General features: G+C 62.1%; 23 protein-coding genes and 1 pseudogene. 8 read left to right on the forward strand and 16 right to left on the reverse strand.

Going from position 1 to position 16,543, the window contains the following annotated elements:
• Positions 1–5: 5 nt before the first annotated feature.
• From E9677_RS13390 to E9677_RS13415, 6 genes and pseudogenes are all read right to left on the reverse strand, one after another.
• Complete coding sequence (locus E9677_RS13390) at positions 6–1,490, reverse strand: phospholipase D-like domain-containing protein (protein ID WP_136558574.1); 1,485 nt, start codon at positions 1,488–1,490, stop codon at positions 6–8.
• Positions 1,491–1,582: 92 nt separating this feature from the next.
• Positions 1,583–2,062: a VOC family protein gene (locus E9677_RS13395; RefSeq protein WP_168801208.1), complete on the reverse strand. Its 480-nt coding sequence runs from the start codon at positions 2,060–2,062 to the stop codon at positions 1,583–1,585.
• A gap of 157 nt (positions 2,063–2,219) precedes the next feature.
• A complete protein-coding gene (locus E9677_RS13400) occupies positions 2,220–2,459 on the reverse strand; it encodes a hypothetical protein (protein WP_136558575.1) in 240 nt (79 codons plus the stop codon).
• Positions 2,460–2,958: 499 nt separating this feature from the next.
• Positions 2,959–3,393 (reverse strand): annotated as a pseudogene (locus tag E9677_RS25555) (DUF2155 domain-containing protein); the annotation flags it as partial.
• A gap of 107 nt (positions 3,394–3,500) precedes the next feature.
• Complete coding sequence (locus E9677_RS13410) at positions 3,501–3,899, reverse strand: NADH:ubiquinone oxidoreductase subunit NDUFA12 (RefSeq protein WP_136558577.1); 399 nt, start codon at positions 3,897–3,899, stop codon at positions 3,501–3,503.
• Positions 3,900–4,005: 106 nt separating this feature from the next.
• The gene (locus tag E9677_RS13415) at positions 4,006–4,473 is read right to left on the reverse strand and encodes a GNAT family N-acetyltransferase (protein ID WP_136558578.1); all 468 of its coding nucleotides are present in this window, start codon (positions 4,471–4,473) and stop codon (positions 4,006–4,008) included.
• A 57-nt stretch (positions 4,474–4,530) separates the two neighbouring features.
• Here E9677_RS13415 and E9677_RS13420 point away from each other — a divergent pair, with 57 nt between their 5' ends.
• Complete coding sequence (locus E9677_RS13420; RefSeq protein WP_136558579.1) at positions 4,531–4,965, forward strand: hypothetical protein; 435 nt, start codon at positions 4,531–4,533, stop codon at positions 4,963–4,965.
• A 27-nt stretch (positions 4,966–4,992) separates the two neighbouring features.
• Here the strand turns inward: E9677_RS13420 and E9677_RS13425 are convergent, their stop codons facing one another.
• Both E9677_RS13425 and gatB read right to left on the reverse strand, forming a co-directional pair.
• Positions 4,993–5,490, reverse strand: coding sequence for a GNAT family N-acetyltransferase (locus tag E9677_RS13425; protein WP_136558580.1), 498 nt, complete (start codon positions 5,488–5,490; stop codon positions 4,993–4,995).
• A gap of 4 nt (positions 5,491–5,494) precedes the next feature.
• Positions 5,495–7,000 (reverse strand): Asp-tRNA(Asn)/Glu-tRNA(Gln) amidotransferase subunit GatB, encoded by a 1,506-nt coding sequence (gatB, locus tag E9677_RS13430; RefSeq protein ID WP_136558581.1) that lies wholly within the window; start codon positions 6,998–7,000, stop codon positions 5,495–5,497.
• 148 nt (positions 7,001–7,148) lie between these two features.
• Here gatB and E9677_RS13435 point away from each other — a divergent pair, with 148 nt between their 5' ends.
• Complete coding sequence (locus tag E9677_RS13435; protein WP_205910139.1) at positions 7,149–7,466, forward strand: DUF1294 domain-containing protein; 318 nt, start codon at positions 7,149–7,151, stop codon at positions 7,464–7,466.
• On the opposite strand, the gene E9677_RS13440 is transcribed toward E9677_RS13435, so the two are convergent.
• The gene (locus tag E9677_RS13440; protein WP_136559060.1) at positions 7,448–7,957 is read right to left on the reverse strand and encodes a GNAT family N-acetyltransferase; all 510 of its coding nucleotides are present in this window, start codon (positions 7,955–7,957) and stop codon (positions 7,448–7,450) included. The two genes, E9677_RS13435 and E9677_RS13440, sit on opposite strands and share 19 nt — an antisense overlap.
• A gap of 274 nt (positions 7,958–8,231) precedes the next feature.
• Here E9677_RS13440 and E9677_RS13445 point away from each other — a divergent pair, with 274 nt between their 5' ends.
• The 3 genes from E9677_RS13445 to E9677_RS13455 are packed head-to-tail and all read left to right on the forward strand — an operon-like array spanning position 8,232 to position 9,058.
• On the forward strand, positions 8,232–8,489 hold the full coding sequence (locus tag E9677_RS13445) for a YjhX family toxin (protein ID WP_136558582.1): 258 nt from the start codon (positions 8,232–8,234) through the stop codon (positions 8,487–8,489).
• 52 nt (positions 8,490–8,541) lie between these two features.
• A complete protein-coding gene (locus tag E9677_RS13450; protein ID WP_136558583.1) occupies positions 8,542–8,826 on the forward strand; it encodes a BrnT family toxin in 285 nt (94 codons plus the stop codon).
• Complete coding sequence (locus E9677_RS13455; protein ID WP_136558584.1) at positions 8,801–9,058, forward strand: BrnA antitoxin family protein; 258 nt, start codon at positions 8,801–8,803, stop codon at positions 9,056–9,058. The genes E9677_RS13450 and E9677_RS13455 overlap by 26 nt, the downstream gene beginning before the upstream one ends.
• Here the strand turns inward: E9677_RS13455 and E9677_RS13460 are convergent.
• The 4 genes from E9677_RS13460 to E9677_RS13475 form a co-directional block, all read right to left on the reverse strand.
• Positions 9,055–9,537 carry a GNAT family N-acetyltransferase gene (locus E9677_RS13460; RefSeq protein WP_136558585.1) on the reverse strand — a complete coding sequence of 161 codons (483 nt, stop codon included), beginning with the start codon at positions 9,535–9,537 and terminating at the stop codon, positions 9,055–9,057. The two genes, E9677_RS13455 and E9677_RS13460, sit on opposite strands and share 4 nt — an antisense overlap.
• Positions 9,531–11,012: an Asp-tRNA(Asn)/Glu-tRNA(Gln) amidotransferase subunit GatA gene (gene gatA, locus E9677_RS13465; protein WP_136558586.1), complete on the reverse strand. Its 1,482-nt coding sequence runs from the start codon at positions 11,010–11,012 to the stop codon at positions 9,531–9,533. The genes E9677_RS13460 and gatA overlap by 7 nt, the downstream gene beginning before the upstream one ends.
• Positions 11,013–11,091: 79 nt before the next feature.
• Positions 11,092–11,379: an Asp-tRNA(Asn)/Glu-tRNA(Gln) amidotransferase subunit GatC gene (gatC, locus tag E9677_RS13470; protein WP_136558587.1), complete on the reverse strand. Its 288-nt coding sequence runs from the start codon at positions 11,377–11,379 to the stop codon at positions 11,092–11,094.
• Between the two features lie 66 nt (positions 11,380–11,445).
• Positions 11,446–12,150 (reverse strand): metal-dependent hydrolase, encoded by a 705-nt coding sequence (locus E9677_RS13475; protein ID WP_136558588.1) that lies wholly within the window; start codon positions 12,148–12,150, stop codon positions 11,446–11,448.
• Between the two features lie 147 nt (positions 12,151–12,297).
• On the opposite strand from E9677_RS13475, the gene E9677_RS13480 reads away from it, so the two are divergent.
• Both E9677_RS13480 and ruvX read left to right on the forward strand, forming a co-directional pair.
• A complete protein-coding gene (locus E9677_RS13480; protein WP_136558589.1) occupies positions 12,298–12,594 on the forward strand; it encodes an alkylphosphonate utilization protein in 297 nt (98 codons plus the stop codon).
• 18 nt (positions 12,595–12,612) lie between these two features.
• Positions 12,613–13,110, forward strand: coding sequence for a Holliday junction resolvase RuvX (ruvX, locus tag E9677_RS13485; protein ID WP_136558590.1), 498 nt, complete (start codon positions 12,613–12,615; stop codon positions 13,108–13,110).
• On the opposite strand, the gene E9677_RS13490 is transcribed toward ruvX, so the two are convergent.
• Both E9677_RS13490 and E9677_RS25560 read right to left on the reverse strand, forming a co-directional pair.
• Positions 13,044–13,379 carry a DUF6105 family protein gene (locus E9677_RS13490; RefSeq protein WP_136558591.1) on the reverse strand — a complete coding sequence of 112 codons (336 nt, stop codon included), beginning with the start codon at positions 13,377–13,379 and terminating at the stop codon, positions 13,044–13,046. The two genes, ruvX and E9677_RS13490, sit on opposite strands and share 67 nt — an antisense overlap.
• Complete coding sequence (locus tag E9677_RS25560; protein WP_235882950.1) at positions 13,376–13,534, reverse strand: hypothetical protein; 159 nt, start codon at positions 13,532–13,534, stop codon at positions 13,376–13,378. The genes E9677_RS13490 and E9677_RS25560 overlap by 4 nt, the downstream gene beginning before the upstream one ends.
• A 231-nt stretch (positions 13,535–13,765) precedes the next feature.
• On the opposite strand from E9677_RS25560, the gene E9677_RS13500 reads away from it, so the two are divergent.
• The gene (locus E9677_RS13500; RefSeq protein ID WP_136558593.1) at positions 13,766–14,701 is read left to right on the forward strand and encodes an AEC family transporter; all 936 of its coding nucleotides are present in this window, start codon (positions 13,766–13,768) and stop codon (positions 14,699–14,701) included.
• On the opposite strand, the gene E9677_RS13505 is transcribed toward E9677_RS13500, so the two are convergent.
• Positions 14,683–16,326, reverse strand: coding sequence for an acyl-CoA dehydrogenase family protein (locus tag E9677_RS13505; RefSeq protein WP_136558594.1), 1,644 nt, complete (start codon positions 16,324–16,326; stop codon positions 14,683–14,685). The genes E9677_RS13500 and E9677_RS13505 overlap by 19 nt on opposite strands.
• Between the last annotated feature and the right edge of the window lie 217 nt (positions 16,327–16,543).

Consider the following 16,543-nt stretch of genomic DNA (forward strand, 5'->3'; position numbering starts at 1 on the left):
AGCCACTACCCTCGCACCTTCTGCCTCACAGGACGCTTCAGCCGTCCCCGGAACAGGCCGCGCTTCTCGATCGGCTCAAAAACCGCTTCGGAACCCTCGGGATCCAGAATCTCGTGATCGGCGAGCCACTGTTCGATGTCCGATATTTCGGGGGTCTCATAGGGTTTGAGTGTGGCGCGGCCGGCGGCTTCGTTTTTGGCACGCAGCATGTCGATGGCCGCAATCAGCGAGCCGCATTCTCGGATCGCCTGATCGACCGCGTCTGGCGTCGCATCCAGATGCTCGGCCAGCAGGTCATTCCTGAAGTTCGCGATCCTCAGAGAAAGCTCTTCCGAACCGCCCGCCTCCAGAGCGACGTCGCATTCCTGGTCGAAGCGCATCGATCGGTTGTTCATGTTGGACGAGCCGAGGCGAAGATAGAGGTCGTCGACAATCATCAGCTTTGCATGGACGTAAATCGCTTGGCCCTTGGCCGTCATGGGGTGGTAGATCCTGAACCGTCCGTAGGGATCGTGCCGGCGCAGGGATTCGACGAGACGGGCGCGGGCGGTGTCCATGGCGATGGTGCCGAGCCAGTTGTCGGAGATGACAGGATTGATCAGGACGAATTCCGGTCCATCCGGCTCCGCGAGCCTTCGTGCGATTGCCTGGGCGATGGCCCGCGATGCGAAGTACTGGCTCTCGGCATAGACCGTGCTCCGAGCCGCATTGATCATGTCGAGATAGAGCTGCTCGATCTCCGTGACTGCGCTCTCCTCCTGATAGGCCGGGCTCGTTCGGGCAATCGCGAGGTCGACCGTGCCAAAGGAAAAGCTCGGGGCGCTGTCGGAAGGGGTGGGCAAGCTATCGACGACCGGCACGTCTTTTCCGCCTGCACGGGTCCATCGATGCCGGCACAATTCGCCGAGTGCCCGCGCTGCAGGTCCCGTGAAACGGCTGGATATGTCATGCCATGGTCCATAAGGCTTGCCGTTGGGCCGGCGCCTGTCGGGGTTCTCGTCCAGATGCTCCCGCGTGTCCCATCGATCCAGGGTGACGTCGATGCCACCGCAGTAGGCGACGGTATCATCGATCACCAGCATCTTCTGATGGTGCGAGCTGCCTAGCGGGTGCTTGCCATCCAGACGAACGGAAATCTGACGGTTCCATTTCCAGCGCAAGAGGTAGGGAAGGTTCGAGAGCCTTGCCCAACTGGCGAGTGGCGCCGGGCTCCACAGCAAGATCCTGATCTCGAGGCCCGGGGTGCGACGCGCCAGCCAGAGGAGGAAGTCTCCGACACCGCGAGGGGCGCCATCATCCACCTTGGGGTGGCCGAGGGTGATGGAGGCATCGAAGTCCCAACCGACAAAGAAGATCGTCCGTTTCGCTGCCATCATCGAGGCGCGGATCGAGGTGAAGTAGTCATTGGCATCGATGAGGATCGAGAACTCGTCCGCCCTTTCGGTCCGCCAACAGTTCCGAGACGGCGAAAACAGAGTGGGTAGCGCCATCCTAAACTCCAGACACCGGGTCGCCCATCTCGGCTACCGCACCCATCGCTCTTCGTCCAGTCTTTACGATGGCGAACGAAATCCAAGCCCCCTCACCCCCGCCGCGCGGCCTCGATCTTCGCGACATCGATCTTGCCCATCTCCATCATCGCCTCGAAGGCGCGCTTGGCTTCCGCGCCACCGGCTGCCATGGCCTCCGTCAGCGCGCGCGGCGTGATCTGCCAGTTGATGCCCCATCTGTCCTTGCACCAGCCACAGGCGCTTTCCTTGCCGCCATTGCCGACAATGGCATTCCAGTAGCGGTCAGTTTCTTCCTGGTCTTCCGTCGAGATCTGGAAGGAGAAGGCTTCGGATTGCTGGAAAGCGGGGCCGCCGTTGAGGCCCATGCAGGGGATGCCGGCGACGGTGAAGTCGACGGTCAGCACGTCGCCCGCCTTGCCGGAGGGATAATCGGAAGGGGCGCGGTGGACGGCCTTCACGTGGCTGTCGGGAAAGACGCTCGCATAGAAGCGCGCCGCTTCTTCGGCGTCGCGGTCGTACCAGATGCAGATGGTGTTCTTCGCAATGGCCATGGTTTCTCCTCCCAGAGATGCTGACGGGGAGGCATTGCACGCCTGCAGGACAGTTGCGTCAAGGGGGATGGAGGCGTCGTGTCCGGAGCCCCCTCTGCCCTCCTGAGCTTGCCGATGGGCGGGCATCTCCGCACACGGTGGAAGAGCAGATGGCGGCTCAAGCCGCGTTGAGATCCGCCGTCTCGCCGAAGCCGACGATGAGCTTGGGGCTCGACATGTCGCCGCTCTCCTCGTCGACCTGCACGGAATAGGCAGCGACGCCGATGTGGCGGGCGGACATGGCGGTGGCTATCTTTTCGGCGCTGGCAGCGCTCGAGGCCTGGCGCATCTCGCCGGGCACGATGTTGCCGCGGTTCTTCTTGAAGGGAAGGACGATGAATTTTTCGGAGAGGGACATGAAGAGAACTCCTGTTCGTTCTCTTCTTGTTCTCATTCAGCCGCGATGTCAACAGCGGCGCGAATGGTTCGGCTCATCGGTTGCGAATGGTGGCTCGGACGGCGGACGGCTCAACTGGACGGAAAATGTCGGCGCGGTCAGGACGGCCTCAGTAGAGGCCGACACCTCCGGGCGGAGCGGGTGACGGCTGCGGCTGCAGCGGCTCGTCCTGGGGGAAGCCGCCATCCTGCGGGAACGGCTGGCCGTCCTGGGGATAGGGCTGGCCGTCCTGCGGGAAGGCCTGGCCATCCTGCAGGAATTCGTCCTGCGGCACGGTTCCGCCAATGACCTCGTTCGGCACTTCGACCGGGGCGTCGAGCGGCGGCACGGCGACCTGATTGGGGTCGGCGCCCGGAATGGTGGCCTGGGACGGATCGGTGACCGTTGTACCCGGCGGCACAGACGCTGCAGTCGGCGCGGGGGTAGCGGCAGTGGCCGGCTTGTCCGGCTCGGGGGCGGGCTTGGCGACGGCCTCGACGCCGGGCGGGGCCGGAACTTCCGAGTTTGTCTTGCAGCCGGTCAGCCAGACGTCATAGATCGGGTGTTCTACGGCATTGAGTGCGGGGCTGTCTGCGAACATCCAGCCGGAAAAGATGCGGCGGATCTTGCGGTCCAGCGTGATCTCGTCGACCTCGATGAAGGCGTCGATCTTCTGGGCTTCCGTCTCGTCGCGCGAATAGCAGATCTTCGGCGTCACCTGGAGGGCGCCGAACTGGACCGTCTCGTTGACATAGACGTCGAAGGTTGTGATGCGACCGGTGATCTTGTCGATGCCGGCGAATTCGGCGACGGGATTTTCGAGGCGAGCGGCATCAGCCTTGCCAGCCAAGCCGAGCGATGCCGTGGCGGCAAGCCCGAGAACCGGAATGGCCCATGCCCATGCACTCAATTTCATCGTCCGCTCGCTTTCGTGGATCCACTTGGCCCATATCGACCGAAGGCCAGATACAAGAAGGGCCTCACAGGAGAGGCCCTAATGCCGGAATATGGCCAAATCGGGTATCAGCCGCCCGGCGTCCAGGCATCATAGTCGCCGGTGACGCGCGGACGCTCGCCGGTGGCGGCGATCGAACCCTGCGGACGATAGGCGGCAGCCGTGCCGGTCTGGTTCGGGCGATGCGCCTTTTCCCATTCGCGCGGCTTGTAGTCTTCCTTCGACGGCGGGGTGTCGGTGCGGTAATGCATCCAGCCGTGCCAGCCAGAGGCGATCTTCGAGGCTTCGGCGTAACCGTTGTAGATCACCCAGCGCTTCGGCTGGCCCCAACTTGTCATCGGGCCTTCGTAATAGACATTGCCGAATTCGTCTTCGCCGACGCGCTTGCCATGACGCCAGGTGAAGAAACGGGTGCCCATCGTCTGGCCGTTCCACCAGGTGAAGATCTGCAAGAGGAGCTGCTTCATCGTGTATCCTTGGCTCTAGCCGCAGGCCGCAGGACGGCCTTGTCGATTACGTTCGCTTATGCCGCCTCGACCAGCGCTTGTCCAGTGATTCCCCGTCGCAGCCCTCTCATTTCAGCTTCATCTTGAAGCCAATATGGGAGGGCGTGAAACCAAGCCGCTCGTAGAATCGGTGGGCGTCCTTGCGCACGGCATTCGAGGTGAACTGGACGAGGCGCATGCCGGTTTCGTGGGCTTTCTCGATGGCATAAGCGATCATGTCAGCGCCAATGCCCCTGCCCCGCATGTCGGCGCGCGTCTGCACCGCCTCGATGATCATGGACGAGGCGCCTCGCGCGGTGATCGTGGTCGTCACCATGATCTGGAAGGTGCCAACCACTTCGCCGTCGAGCTCCGCGACATAGAGCGTTTCGTTGGGCGAGGCGGCGATCCGGGTGAACGCAGCGCGATAGTCGGGTAGCGCCTCTGGATCGGTGGTGTCGCCATGGCCGCCGAGTGGGTCATCGGCGAAGAGGGCGATGATCGCCTGCAGATCATTCTCGGTGGCCTCCCGGATCGTCACTGTTTGCACTTGCATGCCTACCCTGCCCTTGCGCTAGTCTGGCTTTCCATAGCGATCCCGGGGGACTTCTTGATGACAGACATGCGACGACTGGTGACAATTCTGTGCGTAACCCTTTCTGCCATGGCGGCCGAAGCTCAGGAGGGCGGGCGCAAGGCGATCGCCTATCTGCAGGCGCCGGAGATGAGCTCGGGGCTGTGCGCGGAAACGGATGCGGCCAGCGCCATCGACTGCGCCGTCAAGCAGTGCATCGAGGGCGGCGGGACGGTCGAGGATTGCCAGGTCAATGCCTTCTGTTATCCGGGCAACTGGAGTGTGGACATCTTCATGATGGCCGATGGCGGGCCGCACTGGCACCAGTTCTCCTGCGGCTGGCAGACCAGGGAATTGGCGCTGAAGGCCGCGGAGCTCGCCTGCAGCAATGCCAAGGAAGACAATCTCATCGAGTGCACGGCCGTGCAGCTGATCGACGAAGACGGCAAGGTGACGGAACCGCCCTTCAACTGAGCGAAAGGCAGATAACAAAAAAGCCGCTCACTTGAGCGGCTTTTCCATGATCACAGCCTCGATCCCGCTATCGGGACCACCGCAATTCTTGGTCCGGTCGACCTCGACGAAATCATGCGCCTCGTAGAAGGCAATGGCGCCGGCATTCTGAGGCTCGACTTCCAGCCGGAGGATCTCGGCATCCGGAAAGCAGGTCTCGATCTCCGCGAAGAGATCGCGGCCTATGCCCTGGCGCTGATGGTCGGGATGGACGTAGAGCTGATGCAGGACGGCTGTCTTGGTCAGTTTTTCCGACATGGCCGCGAAGGCCATGCCGCCGATGCGCTTGCCGTCGTCGGCGACGAGATATTCGCCGCCCTTCACCTGAATACGCCGCTTGATCTCGGCCGGCGAATGCCAGGCCGCGATCAGTTCGGCGACCTTGGTCACGCCGTAGAACCGGTCATAGGTCGCGTGGAAACTCTGCGTCAGCAGGGCGCGGAGCGGTTCGACATCCCGGTCGGTCGCTGTGCGGACGAAGAACAATGCCTTATTCCTCGACGATGCCGAGCTTGGCCTTGACCAGCGCCTGGACGGCCTGCGGGTTGGCCTTGCCGCCTGTCGACTTCATCACCTGACCGACGAACCAGCCGGCAAGCGTCGGTTTGGCGAGTACCTTCGCGACTTGGTCGGGGTTGGCCGCGATGATCTCGTCGACGGCCTTTTCGATGGCGCCGGTGTCGGTCACCTGCTTCATGCCGCGGCTCTCGACGATTTCCGCCGGGTCACCGCCCTCGGTGAAGACGATTTCGAAGAGGTCCTTGGCGATCTTGCCGGAGATGGTTTCAGCCTTGATCAGATCGATGATGCCGCCGAGCTGGGCGGGCGAAACCGGAGTCTCTTCAATGGTTTTGCCGGCTTTGTTCAAGGCGCCCAGCAGGTCGTTGATGACCCAGTTGGCGGCCGTCTTGCCGTCGCGGCCCTCGGCCACGGCTTCGAAATAGTCGGCGATCGCCTTTTCCGAGACGAGCACGGAGGCGTCGTAGACGGAGAGGCCAAGCTCGGCGACGAAACGCGCCTTCTTGTCGTCGGGCAGTTCCGGCAGGTCCTTCTTCATTGCCTCGATGAAGGCATCGTCGAATTCGAGCGGCAAGAGGTCCGGATCGGGGAAGTAGCGATAGTCATGCGCATCTTCCTTCGAGCGCATCGAGCGCGTCTCGCCCTTGCCCGGATCGAAGAGGCGGGTTTCCTGGTCAATCGTGCCGCCATCCTCGATGATCGCGATCTGGCGACGGGCCTCGTATTCGATCGCCTGGCCGATGAAGCGGATGGAGTTGACGTTCTTGATTTCGCAGCGCGTGCCGAATTCGCCGCCCGGCTTGCGCACGGAGACGTTGACGTCGGCGCGCATCGAGCCTTCGTCCATGTTGCCGTCGCAGGTGCCGAGGTAACGCACGATCGAGCGCAGCTTGGTCATATAGGCCTTGGCTTCGTCGGAGGAGCGCATGTCGGGCTTCGACACGATTTCCATCAGGGCGACGCCCGAGCGGTTGAGATCCACATAGGACATGGTCGGATGCTGGTCATGCATCGACTTGCCGGCATCCTGTTCGAGGTGCAAACGCTCGATGCCGATTTCGATGTCCTCGAAATTGCCCTGGCGGTCGGGTCCGAGCGAAATCACGATCTTGCCCTCGCCGACGATCGGGTCCTTGAACTGCGAGATCTGATAGCCCTGCGGTAGGTCCGGATAGAAGTAGTTCTTGCGGTCGAAGATCGAGCGCTTGTTGATCTGCGCCTTCAGGCCGAGACCGGTGCGCACGGCCTGGGCCACGCATTCCTCGTTGATGACGGGCAGCATGCCGGGCATGGCAGCATCGACGAGCGAGACGTTGGAATTCGGCGCATTGCCGAAGACGGTCGAGGCGCCGGAAAACAGCTTGGAGTTCGACAGGACCTGGGCATGGACTTCCATGCCGATGATGACTTCCCAGTCACCGGTGGCACCGGGGATGAAGCGTTTCGGATCAGGCGTGCGGGTGTCTACCAGGGTCATCGGATGCTCGTGTCATGCGTGGACGTGTTGCCTCGTGAGGTAGAGCAATTGGGCCGAAGGTGCAAGGCTGGAGAGGACACGGCGGTTGCCGTCGACGGCGGATTTGGGCGGCAGTCAAACGTTAAGCGATCCGTGGGTAAAAGGGTGCATGTCGAACCTTCCGATCCCCTCGCCCACCTTGCTCGCGGCCATCCTCCTCCTCGCCTGGAACTTCGGCGTGATGCTCCTCTTCGGCATCGACAAGCGTGCGGCTGTGAACGGGCAGCGGCGGGTGCCGGAACGGCGGTTAATCAAGGCGATCGTGTTCTTTGGGGCCGTCGGAGCATTCCTGGGTCAGCGGCTCTTTCGCCACAAGACGCGCAAGGCGCCGTTCACCTGGCTTGTACCAACCATGCTCGCGGTCCAGATCGCGGCAATGATTTCGGCGCCCTTGCTCAGCGCCGGCCTTCAGAATTCCTGGCCATAGCCCGTGGCTGGCTCTTCCGACAGAGGCTTCGACAGACCGACGGACTGCACGTCGCGGTCGAGCTTCGGATTGTAGCTGACAGTGAGCCAGTTCACCGTATAGCCCTTCTTCTCAAAGAAACTCAGCGCGTCGCCATTCATCGCATGGGTCTGCAGGCGGGCAAGCGAGAACCCCTGCGCCCGCATCTCGTCTTCCAGGGCAGCCAGAAGTGCCGCACCGAGGCCCTGCCCCTCATAACCCGGATCGATCCAGAAATCGGAGATGACTTCGTCCATGTCCTCGCGGGCCGCCCAGCCGGCGATAATCCCGGACTTCTCGACGATCGTGATGGTGATCCAGCCGTCCTGCGTGAACCGGGCGAAGGCATCGCGGGCATTGGCCGCCATTTCCGCCGCCTCACCGACAGAGGTCATCGCCTTGCGCCAGGCGCGCAAGCCGATTGCCGTCAGGAATTGCGCGTCGTCCTCTCGAGCCTTGCGGATCGTGACCATCATCACCTCATCGTTATCGGCAGTAAAACACCGGGGATGCTTCTTGACCAGAGTGTGTGTCCTGCACGCAATGGACGCGGAAGACTGCGTTGTGCTATTTGCGTTCCGTCTAAAGGAGTTTTGATGTTCGGTTTGTCCGAGTCCCGGTAAAGGCCCTGCCGCGATCCCCCGTCGGGAGCGAACGGCCAGGGCCAGAAAACGAAGCCCCGACGCCCAGCGGCGCCGGACACGTTTTCATGCGCGCTTTCAGGCGTGCTTCTCCGGACATAACAACATGGACATTTCACGCACCGATCAGCGTATCCTTCATCTCATGGCTCAAGGCGGATGGATCGAGCTTCACCGCGATCACAGACGCAAGATCGAGAAGGCCCTGTGCTTCTCCCGCGACGGCTGGCTTTATCCCGGCTTCGACACCGAACTCTTCCGGCGGCTGAAACGGCTGAAGGCGATCAGTTCGAAACAGGGCAAGCCTTACCGGATCACCGAACGGGGCTTGCGGCTCGTCAGGGCGGAGCTGGACAACAGGTGAGCGCTGCCTACAGGGCACTTGCCTGACACTACGTGCGTAGTTACATTTGATCATGGGCTACGTATGGGATGCCGGGAAGAATGTCGCCAATCAGATCAAGCACGGGATATCCTTCGAGGAAGCCTGCCTGATCTTCGAAGGTGACGTTCTGACCGGTGTCGACAGCCGCCGCGATTATGGCGAGACCCGCCGCATCAGCATTGGCGCGATCCATGGGCTTATCGTGATCACGGTCGTTCATACGGACCGAGACGGTGTCATTCGGATCATCTCGGCGCGTCTGGCGAACCGGAAAGAAAGGCAGAAGTATCATGACCATCTCCGCCGCACGTCTTAAAGAACTGCAGTCGCGGTCGGACGCGGACATCGATTACAGCGACATTCCGGAGCTCGATGATGCGTTCTTCGAGACTGCAGAGCTCGTTACGCCATCGGCCAAGACGCAGATTACGGTTCGTGTCGACAGCGAGGTGCTGGAGTGGTTTCGGCAGCAAGGCAAAGGCTATCAGACGCGGATGAACGCCGTGCTGAAGGCTTACATGGAAAGCCAGCGCCGCCGCTCCCGCTAAAACACCTGCTGCATTTTCACCTTTTCGACCATCATGCCCATGGATGGGGAATGCTGCATGCCGCGCCAGACGATGGAAAAGCCCAGGTCCTGATAGAGCCGGATGGCGCTCTCGTTTGCTGCGTGGGTATCGATCCGTGCCCGCTTCAGGCCTTCGGATCGCATCTCGCGCAGTGTCGCCGAGACAAGGGCGGAGCCGATGCCGAGGCCCTGATGGGACGGACTGACCCAGAGATCGGAGATATAGTCACGCGCACCCTCGCGAGCGGTCCAGCCGGCGATCTCGCCACCGAGTTCGCCGATGGTGATCAGGCTGAAATGTTCCTGGGCAAAGCGGCGGAAGCTCAGGCGGATCTTGACCATCATGTCGACGCCATAGGCGTTGAGCACTGGATTGGCCGCCCAGGCATCGAAACCGATGCGGCCGACGCTATCAGCATCGGCCGCTACCATGTCACGAATGACGAAGTCCTTTACCACCACTTGGCCGGCGTGAACTTGCCGGCAGCCTGTTCGATGACATGGGCGGTCTTGAAGAGGGTTTCTTCCTCGAAGGGCTTGCCGATGACCTGAAGGCCGAGCGGCAGTCCCTTGCTGTCGAGGCCGGCGGGAACGGAGATACCCGGCAGGCCCGCCATGTTCAGCGTGATGCTGAAGACGTCCTGCTGGTACATCTTGACCGGATCGGCCGCGAGTTCCTTGTCGCCGATGGCGAAGGCAGACGACGGCGTGATCGGCGTCAGGATCGCGTCGACGCCGGCTTCGAAAGCGAGTTCGAAGTCGCGCTTGATCAGCGTGCGGACCTTCTGGGCCTTGAGGTAGTAGGCGTCGTAATAACCGGCCGACAGCACATAGGTGCCGATCATGATGCGGCGCTGGACTTCCTTGCCGAAGCCGGCAGCCCGGGTCTTTTCGTACATGTCGGCAATATCCTTGCCGTCAACGCGCAGGCCGTAGCGGACGCCGTCGTAACGGGCAAGGTTCGACGAGGCTTCGGCAGGTGCCACGATATAATAGGCCGGCAGAGCGTATTTGGTGTGCGGCAGGGAGATGTCGACAATCTCGGCACCGGCTTCCTTCAGCCAGGCGATGCCCTGTTGCCAGAGCGCCAGAATCTCTTCCGACATGCCTTCGATGCGGTATTCGCGGGGGATGCCGATCTTCATGCCCTTCACGGAGCCGCCGATGGCCTTCTCATAGTCCGGCACGGGCAGGTCGACGGACGTCGTGTCCTTCGCATCGGTGCTTGCCATGGACTTGAGGAGAATCGCGGCATCACGCACGTCACGGGCGATCGGGCCGGCCTGATCGAGCGACGAGGCAAAGGCGACGATGCCCCAGCGCGAGCAGCGACCATAGGTCGGCTTGATGCCGACGGTGCCGGTGAAGGCGGCCGGCTGGCGGATCGAGCCGCCGGTATCGGTTGCGGTCGCACCCGCGCAGAGATGGGCGGCGACGGCGGCGGCCGAGCCACCGGACGAGCCGCCCGGAACCAGCTTGTCGTCGGAGCCCGAAGCTTTCCAAGGGTTCACGGCCGGTCCGTAAAAGGAGCTCTCGTTGGACGAGCCCATGGCGAATTCGTCCATGTTGAGCTTGCCGAGCATGACGGCGCCGGCATCCCACAGATTGGTGGTGACGGTCGATTCATATTCCGGCTTGAAGCCGTCGAGGATGTGGCTGCAGGCTTGGGTGTGCACCCCCTTGGTGGCGAAGAGATCCTTTACACCGAGCGGAATACCTTCCAGCACGCCAGCCGTGCCTTCGGCGATCCGCGCGTCGGACGCCTTCGCCATGTCACGGGCGATATCGGGCGTGACGGCGACATAGGCGTTCAGGGCGCCATTCGCCCCCTCGATCGCGGAGAGATAGGCATCCGTCAGTTCGACGGCCTTTATCTCCTTGGCGGCGAGTTTCGCGCGGGCTTCGGCAATGGTGAGGCTGGTCAGTTCGCTCATGGCAGGTTCACTTCAGACTGTCTTCGCCGATAAAGGCGGGAAAATGCGGGCGGCTTGCGCGGGTGGTCGATGTCGGATCTTACTCGACGACTTTCGGCACCTGGAAGAAATTGCGGTCGGTGGCCGGCGCGTTGGCGACGATGGCGTCCGCCTTGTCGCCGTCGGTGACGACGTCCGAGCGCTTCTTCATCGCCATGGGCGTAACCGATGTCATCGGCTCGATGCCAGTGACGTCGACTTCGTCCAGCTGCTCCACGAAGCCGAGAATGCCGTTCAGCTCCCCGGTCATGCGCGCGGCATCCTCCTCACTCACAGCGAGGCGGGCAAGGCGCGCGACGCGCTTGACGGTGGCGAGGTCAACAGACATGGCATTCTCCGGATAAGCTGTTTTCTCCGCTATAATGGCCGTCAAGCGCTGAAGCAACGGGGTTTGTCAGACCTCGACGGCCGCGCCGGGTTGCGGGGCGACCACGCGGGTGCGGGTTCCGTCCATGCCGGCGACGAATTTCTCCGGCGTCTGGTCGATGATCGGGAAGGATCCATAGTGGCAGGGGATCGCCGTCTTGAAGTCGAAGAAGCGCTGGCAAGCGAGCGCGGCCACGGCCCCGCCCATGGTGAAGCGGTCGCCGATTGGGACGATGCCGACATCCGGCTGGTGCAATTCGTGGATCAGCTTCATGTCGGAGAAGATGTCGGTGTCGCCCATATGCAGGACGGAGGCCTCGTCCTCGAAATGCATCATCAGGCCGTTGGCACTGCCGAGCGCGTGCGACACGCCGTCTTCGGTCACCTGGGCGGAGGAATGAAGCGCATTGGTGAAGGTGACGGTGAAGCCTTCGAAATGGATTGTGCCGCCGGTATTGCCCATTTCCAGCTTGTCGACGCCCTTGGTGCCGAGCCAGGCTGCGAGATCGGCATTGGCGAGGACCGTCGCGCCAGTTTCCCTCGCAAGTTCAACAGTATCCCCCACATGGTCGCCATGGCCGTGGGTCAGCAGGATATGCGTCACGCCTTTTGTCATGTCCTTGCGATCAAGTCCGGCAAAACCGGGATTATGCGTCAGGAAGGGATCGATGAGGATCGATGCCTTGGCCGAGTCGAGGCGGAAGGCAGCATGGCCGAGCCAGGTGATTTTCATGCGTGGGTCTCCGGTCTTTGAATGTCGTCTGCAATATATGGCGAGTGGCCCCTTCGGCAACGGGCGGGTCGAGTTGCTTCTCTGCCTGTGCTGGTCTAAGCGACCAAGATGACAGCCGTAGCGCTCAGCGCAAGGAAGGATACCACCATGGCCGATGACGACTACGTGTATGACGAGGCGACCGGCGAATGGCGCCCGGCATCCGAGATTGCGGCAGCGGCTTCGGGTAAGCCCACTGCCCGCGACGCGTCCGGAACCGAGCTCGCTGATGGCGATTCGGTGGTTCTGATCAAGGACCTCAAGGTCAAAGGTGCCGGCCAGACGCTGAAGCAAGGCACAGTTATCCGCTCGATCCGGCTGACGGATGATCCCGAGGAAATCGACTGCCGCTTCGACGGGATCAAGGGCCTCGTGCTCAGAACCGAATTCGTGCGCAAGCGCTAAAGAACAGGACGGGTGGGCATGGCGACGCTGACGATCGAGGAACTGGCAGCACAGTTGAAACCCGGCGAGGCGATTGCCGGGCTCGACCTCGGCACGAAAACGATCGGGCTATCTGCTTCCGATCTCGGCCGGCGTTTTGCCACCCCTCGCCCTGTTATCAAGCGCGTCAAGTTCACGCAGGATGCGGAGGTGCTTCTCGCATTTGCTGCCAAAGAGAAGATCGTCGCCTTCGTGATCGGCCTGCCGGTCAACATGGACGGCTCGTCCGGGCCGCGCGTGCAGGCGACGCGGGCCTTCGTTCGATCCATGTCGGAAAAGACAGACATTCCCTTCGTCTATTGGGACGAGCGGCTTTCGACGGTGGCTGCTGAACGGGCGCTTCTCGAAATGGACGTGTCACGCGCCAAGCGCAGCGAACGGATCGATTCCGCCGCTGCGAGCTTCATTCTTCAGGGTGCGCTGGACAGACTTTCGGGGCTTGCGCGCATGTCCGCGACTTCAGACGACTTTTCCTGACGTGCCATCCACCAGGCCTTGATCTGCTTGCGGCGGCGGAAACCGATGATCGCGAAGAGAATCAGGCTGTCGACGATGATGGCGCGCGCCACCAGCGGCGGGATTGTTTCCGGCGCGATACCCAGCACATTTCCGTAGATCTGGAAGACCAGATCATGGGCGTCGCGCGTCAGCATGAAGAAGCCGAAGCTCAGGTCGTAATAGGACAGACCGTACCAGGCGCCGAGGATCGCGATGGGCAGTGCCCACAAGAGCAGAAGTGTCTTCATGCCGTTTCCGCCTTATGATCAAACGACAAATCATTTGTCGCCGGCCAGTTTTCCACCAGCCATTTCAGTGACGCCATCGCGCTGAGCACAGCCGCCGGGACGGCGATGTCGAGCGCCAGCCCCGAGAAAAACACCATCATCATGATGGTCGCCATCGGTCGTGCCACAAGCGCGTCCGTCACCACACTGCCCTTTAACGTCTGTCCTGCCCAAAAGGTGGCCCGTTCGGCGCCGCGGCGCAACGTAAACCCTTTGTTAAGGTTAACAGCGACTGTGGATGAGCAGTATCAGCCACTTGGCTGAAAATGTCGCCCGGACACGATTTCCGATTGTTTGCAGGGGTTTCCGGGTCTACCCCTCACCTGCCCCCGCAAACCGGACCTGCCATGCTCATCACCTTCGAAAGCATCCTGCCGATCTTCCTGCTCGTGATTCTCGGCGTGGTGCTCAAGCGTACGTCGCTGATCAACGAAAACTTCTGGGGCGGGCTGGAGCAGTTCGGCTATTTCGTGCTTTTCCCTGCATTGCTCTTCCAGACGCTGTCGACTGCCGATTTCTCGGCCTTGGACAGCGGCAGCGTCGGCCTCGTCTCGCTGCTGGCCGTCGGCGTGATGACGGCGCTCGTGCTGGCGGCATGGCCGCTTCTGAAGAGCCGGGGCATGCCGGGGTCTTCGTACACCTCGGTCTTCCAGACCTCCACGCGCTGGAACGGCTTCATGGCGCTTGCCATCGCAGAGAAGCTCACCGGCACGACCGGTCTGACGGTCATTGCGGTCATCATGGCGTCCATCATCGTGCCACTCAACCTGATCAATGTCGGGATCATGGTCTGGTTCTCAGGAGAAAGCCGTAACCTCAAGACCTTCGTCTTTCGAATTGTTACCAATCCGATCATCATCGGCGCGGCCCTCGGCGTCGCCGTGAATCTCTCCGGATTGCCGGTTTATGCGCCGCTGATGACCGCCGTGGATCTGGTCGCCAGCGCCTCGCTGGGTCTCGGCCTCGTCACCGTCGGTGCGGGGCTCAGGATCGCCGACGCGCTGAAACCGCAGCCGAGCGTCCTGCTCACGCTGCTGTTCAAGCTGATCGTGTTTCCGGTGGTTGCCGTCAGCCTCGCTCTGGCCTTCGGTCTCTCGGGTGAACTCGTCGTGATGATCGCTTTGGGCGCTGCGGTTCCCACTGCGATGAACGGCTATGTGCTGGCCAAGCAGATGGGTGGCGACGCCGATCTCTATGCGGCAGCGGCCACCGTTCAGACGGTCGCTGCCTTCTTCACGATCCCTGTCATCCTCTATTTCGCCGCTCAGGTGGCCGGCGGATAGAGGAGGTCCAGCACGTAGCGCGAATCGAAGCGGGCATCGAGCACGCCGTAAGTATGGCGCCAGCCGCCCGCCAGGCGTGATTCGAGGAAGGCATCAGCGATCTTGCCGGCACCCAGGCGATAGAGTTCGGCGGCACCAGCCGCGAGCGCAAGTTGCTCGATCAGCAGACGGCCGGCGGCTTCGTCGCGTTCGGCCAAAGCCGTTGCGGCGCGCAGGACTTCGACAGTCTTCTTGCCGGAGGGACCGAGATCGCGTTCGAGGCCAGCGAACAGTGTCTCGAAGAGATCCTTACCGCGGCTGAGTACACGCAGGACATCCAGCGCCATGACATTGCCGGAGCCTTCCCAGATCGCGTTGACCGGGGCCTCGCGATAGTGGCGGGCAATCGGGCGTTCCTCGACATAGCCGCTGCCGCCGATGCATTCCATGGCCTCGTAGATCAGGGCCGGTGCGATCTTGCAGATCCAGTATTTGGCGACCGGCGTCATGACGCGGGCGTAGGCCGCATCAACAGGGTTTTCCCGCGCCTTGTCGAAGCTGTCGGCGAGACGGAAGGCGAGCGCAGTTGCGGCCGCAACGTCGAGTGCCATGTCGGCAAGCACTCGTGTCATCATCGGCTGATCGATGAGGTTCTTGCCGAACACCATGCGGCCGCGAACATGGTGGATGGCCTCGGCCATCGAGGCACGCATCATGCCGGCGGACGAGAGTGCGCAATCGAGGCGCGTGAGCGTCACCATGTCGAGGATGGTGCGCACGCCGTCGCCGGGTGTGCCGAGAAGGAAACCGAAGGTCTCGGAGAATTCCACCTCCGAAGAGGCATTGGAGCGGTTGCCAAGCTTGTCCTTCAGGCGCTGGAATTCGAGCCCGTTGGCGGAACCATCCTCCAGAAGGCGCGGCACCAGGAAGCAGCCCATGCCGTCCTTGGTCTGGGCGAGCATGACGAAGGCGTCGCTCATCGGGGCGGACATGAACCACTTGTGGCCGGAGAGACGATAGATCCCCTCGCCTACCCGTTCGCCCATCGTGGTGTTGGCGCGCACATCCGTGCCGCCCTGCTTTTCGGTCATGCCCATGCCGATAGTGACGGCGCTCTTCTGCATCGGCGGCTTGTTGCTGCTGTCGTATTTGCGCGACAGGATGCGCGGCGTCCATTCCTTCTGGACAGCCGGAGAGGCGACGAGGGCTGCGACCGAGGCACTGGTCATGGTGAGCGGGCAGAGATGGCCCGATTCGAGCTGGGCCGTCAGGAAGAAGCGGACGGCGCGGGCCTTGTGTTCGTGGCCACGGGCCTCGGGCGCATTTTCCCAGACAGAGGAATGCAAGCCCGACGCCATCGATCGGCGCATCAGGGCGTGCCAGGCCGGATGGAATTCGACGACGTCGAGGCGTTCGCCGCGCACGCCATGGGTTCTGAGCTGCGGCGGGCTGGCATTGGCCATGCGGGCCAGTTCCTGCGCTTCCGGCGAGGTCACATATTTGCCGATGACGTCGTATTCCTCGCGCAGTGGGCGCGACAGCGAAGATGTCAGATCGACGAGCAGCGGATCGGAGCGATAGGCGTTGACGCCGGACCAGGGCTTGGGCTGGTTCAACGCTGCGAGTTTTTCTTCAGTCCGGTTCATCAATCCTGCCGATCTCGTGAGAAGGCGCACGTCGTCCCGCCAACGCCTTGCCTTCATAATTTCCAGTGCGGTCGAAGCATCCAGGGCGCGCGAGACGCCGGTGTTCCCTACCGTGCATTCGCTCCTATTACATGGGGACCGCGCGTCAATCCACCTAGCATGTGCTTGCCCGGCCCGATCCCACACTTTATAGACCGCGTGACATCTCAGGAGGACG

The organism is Peteryoungia rhizophila (assembly GCF_004912145.1).
In the GTDB taxonomy this organism is placed as follows: domain Bacteria; phylum Pseudomonadota; class Alphaproteobacteria; order Rhizobiales; family Rhizobiaceae; genus Allorhizobium; species Allorhizobium rhizophilum.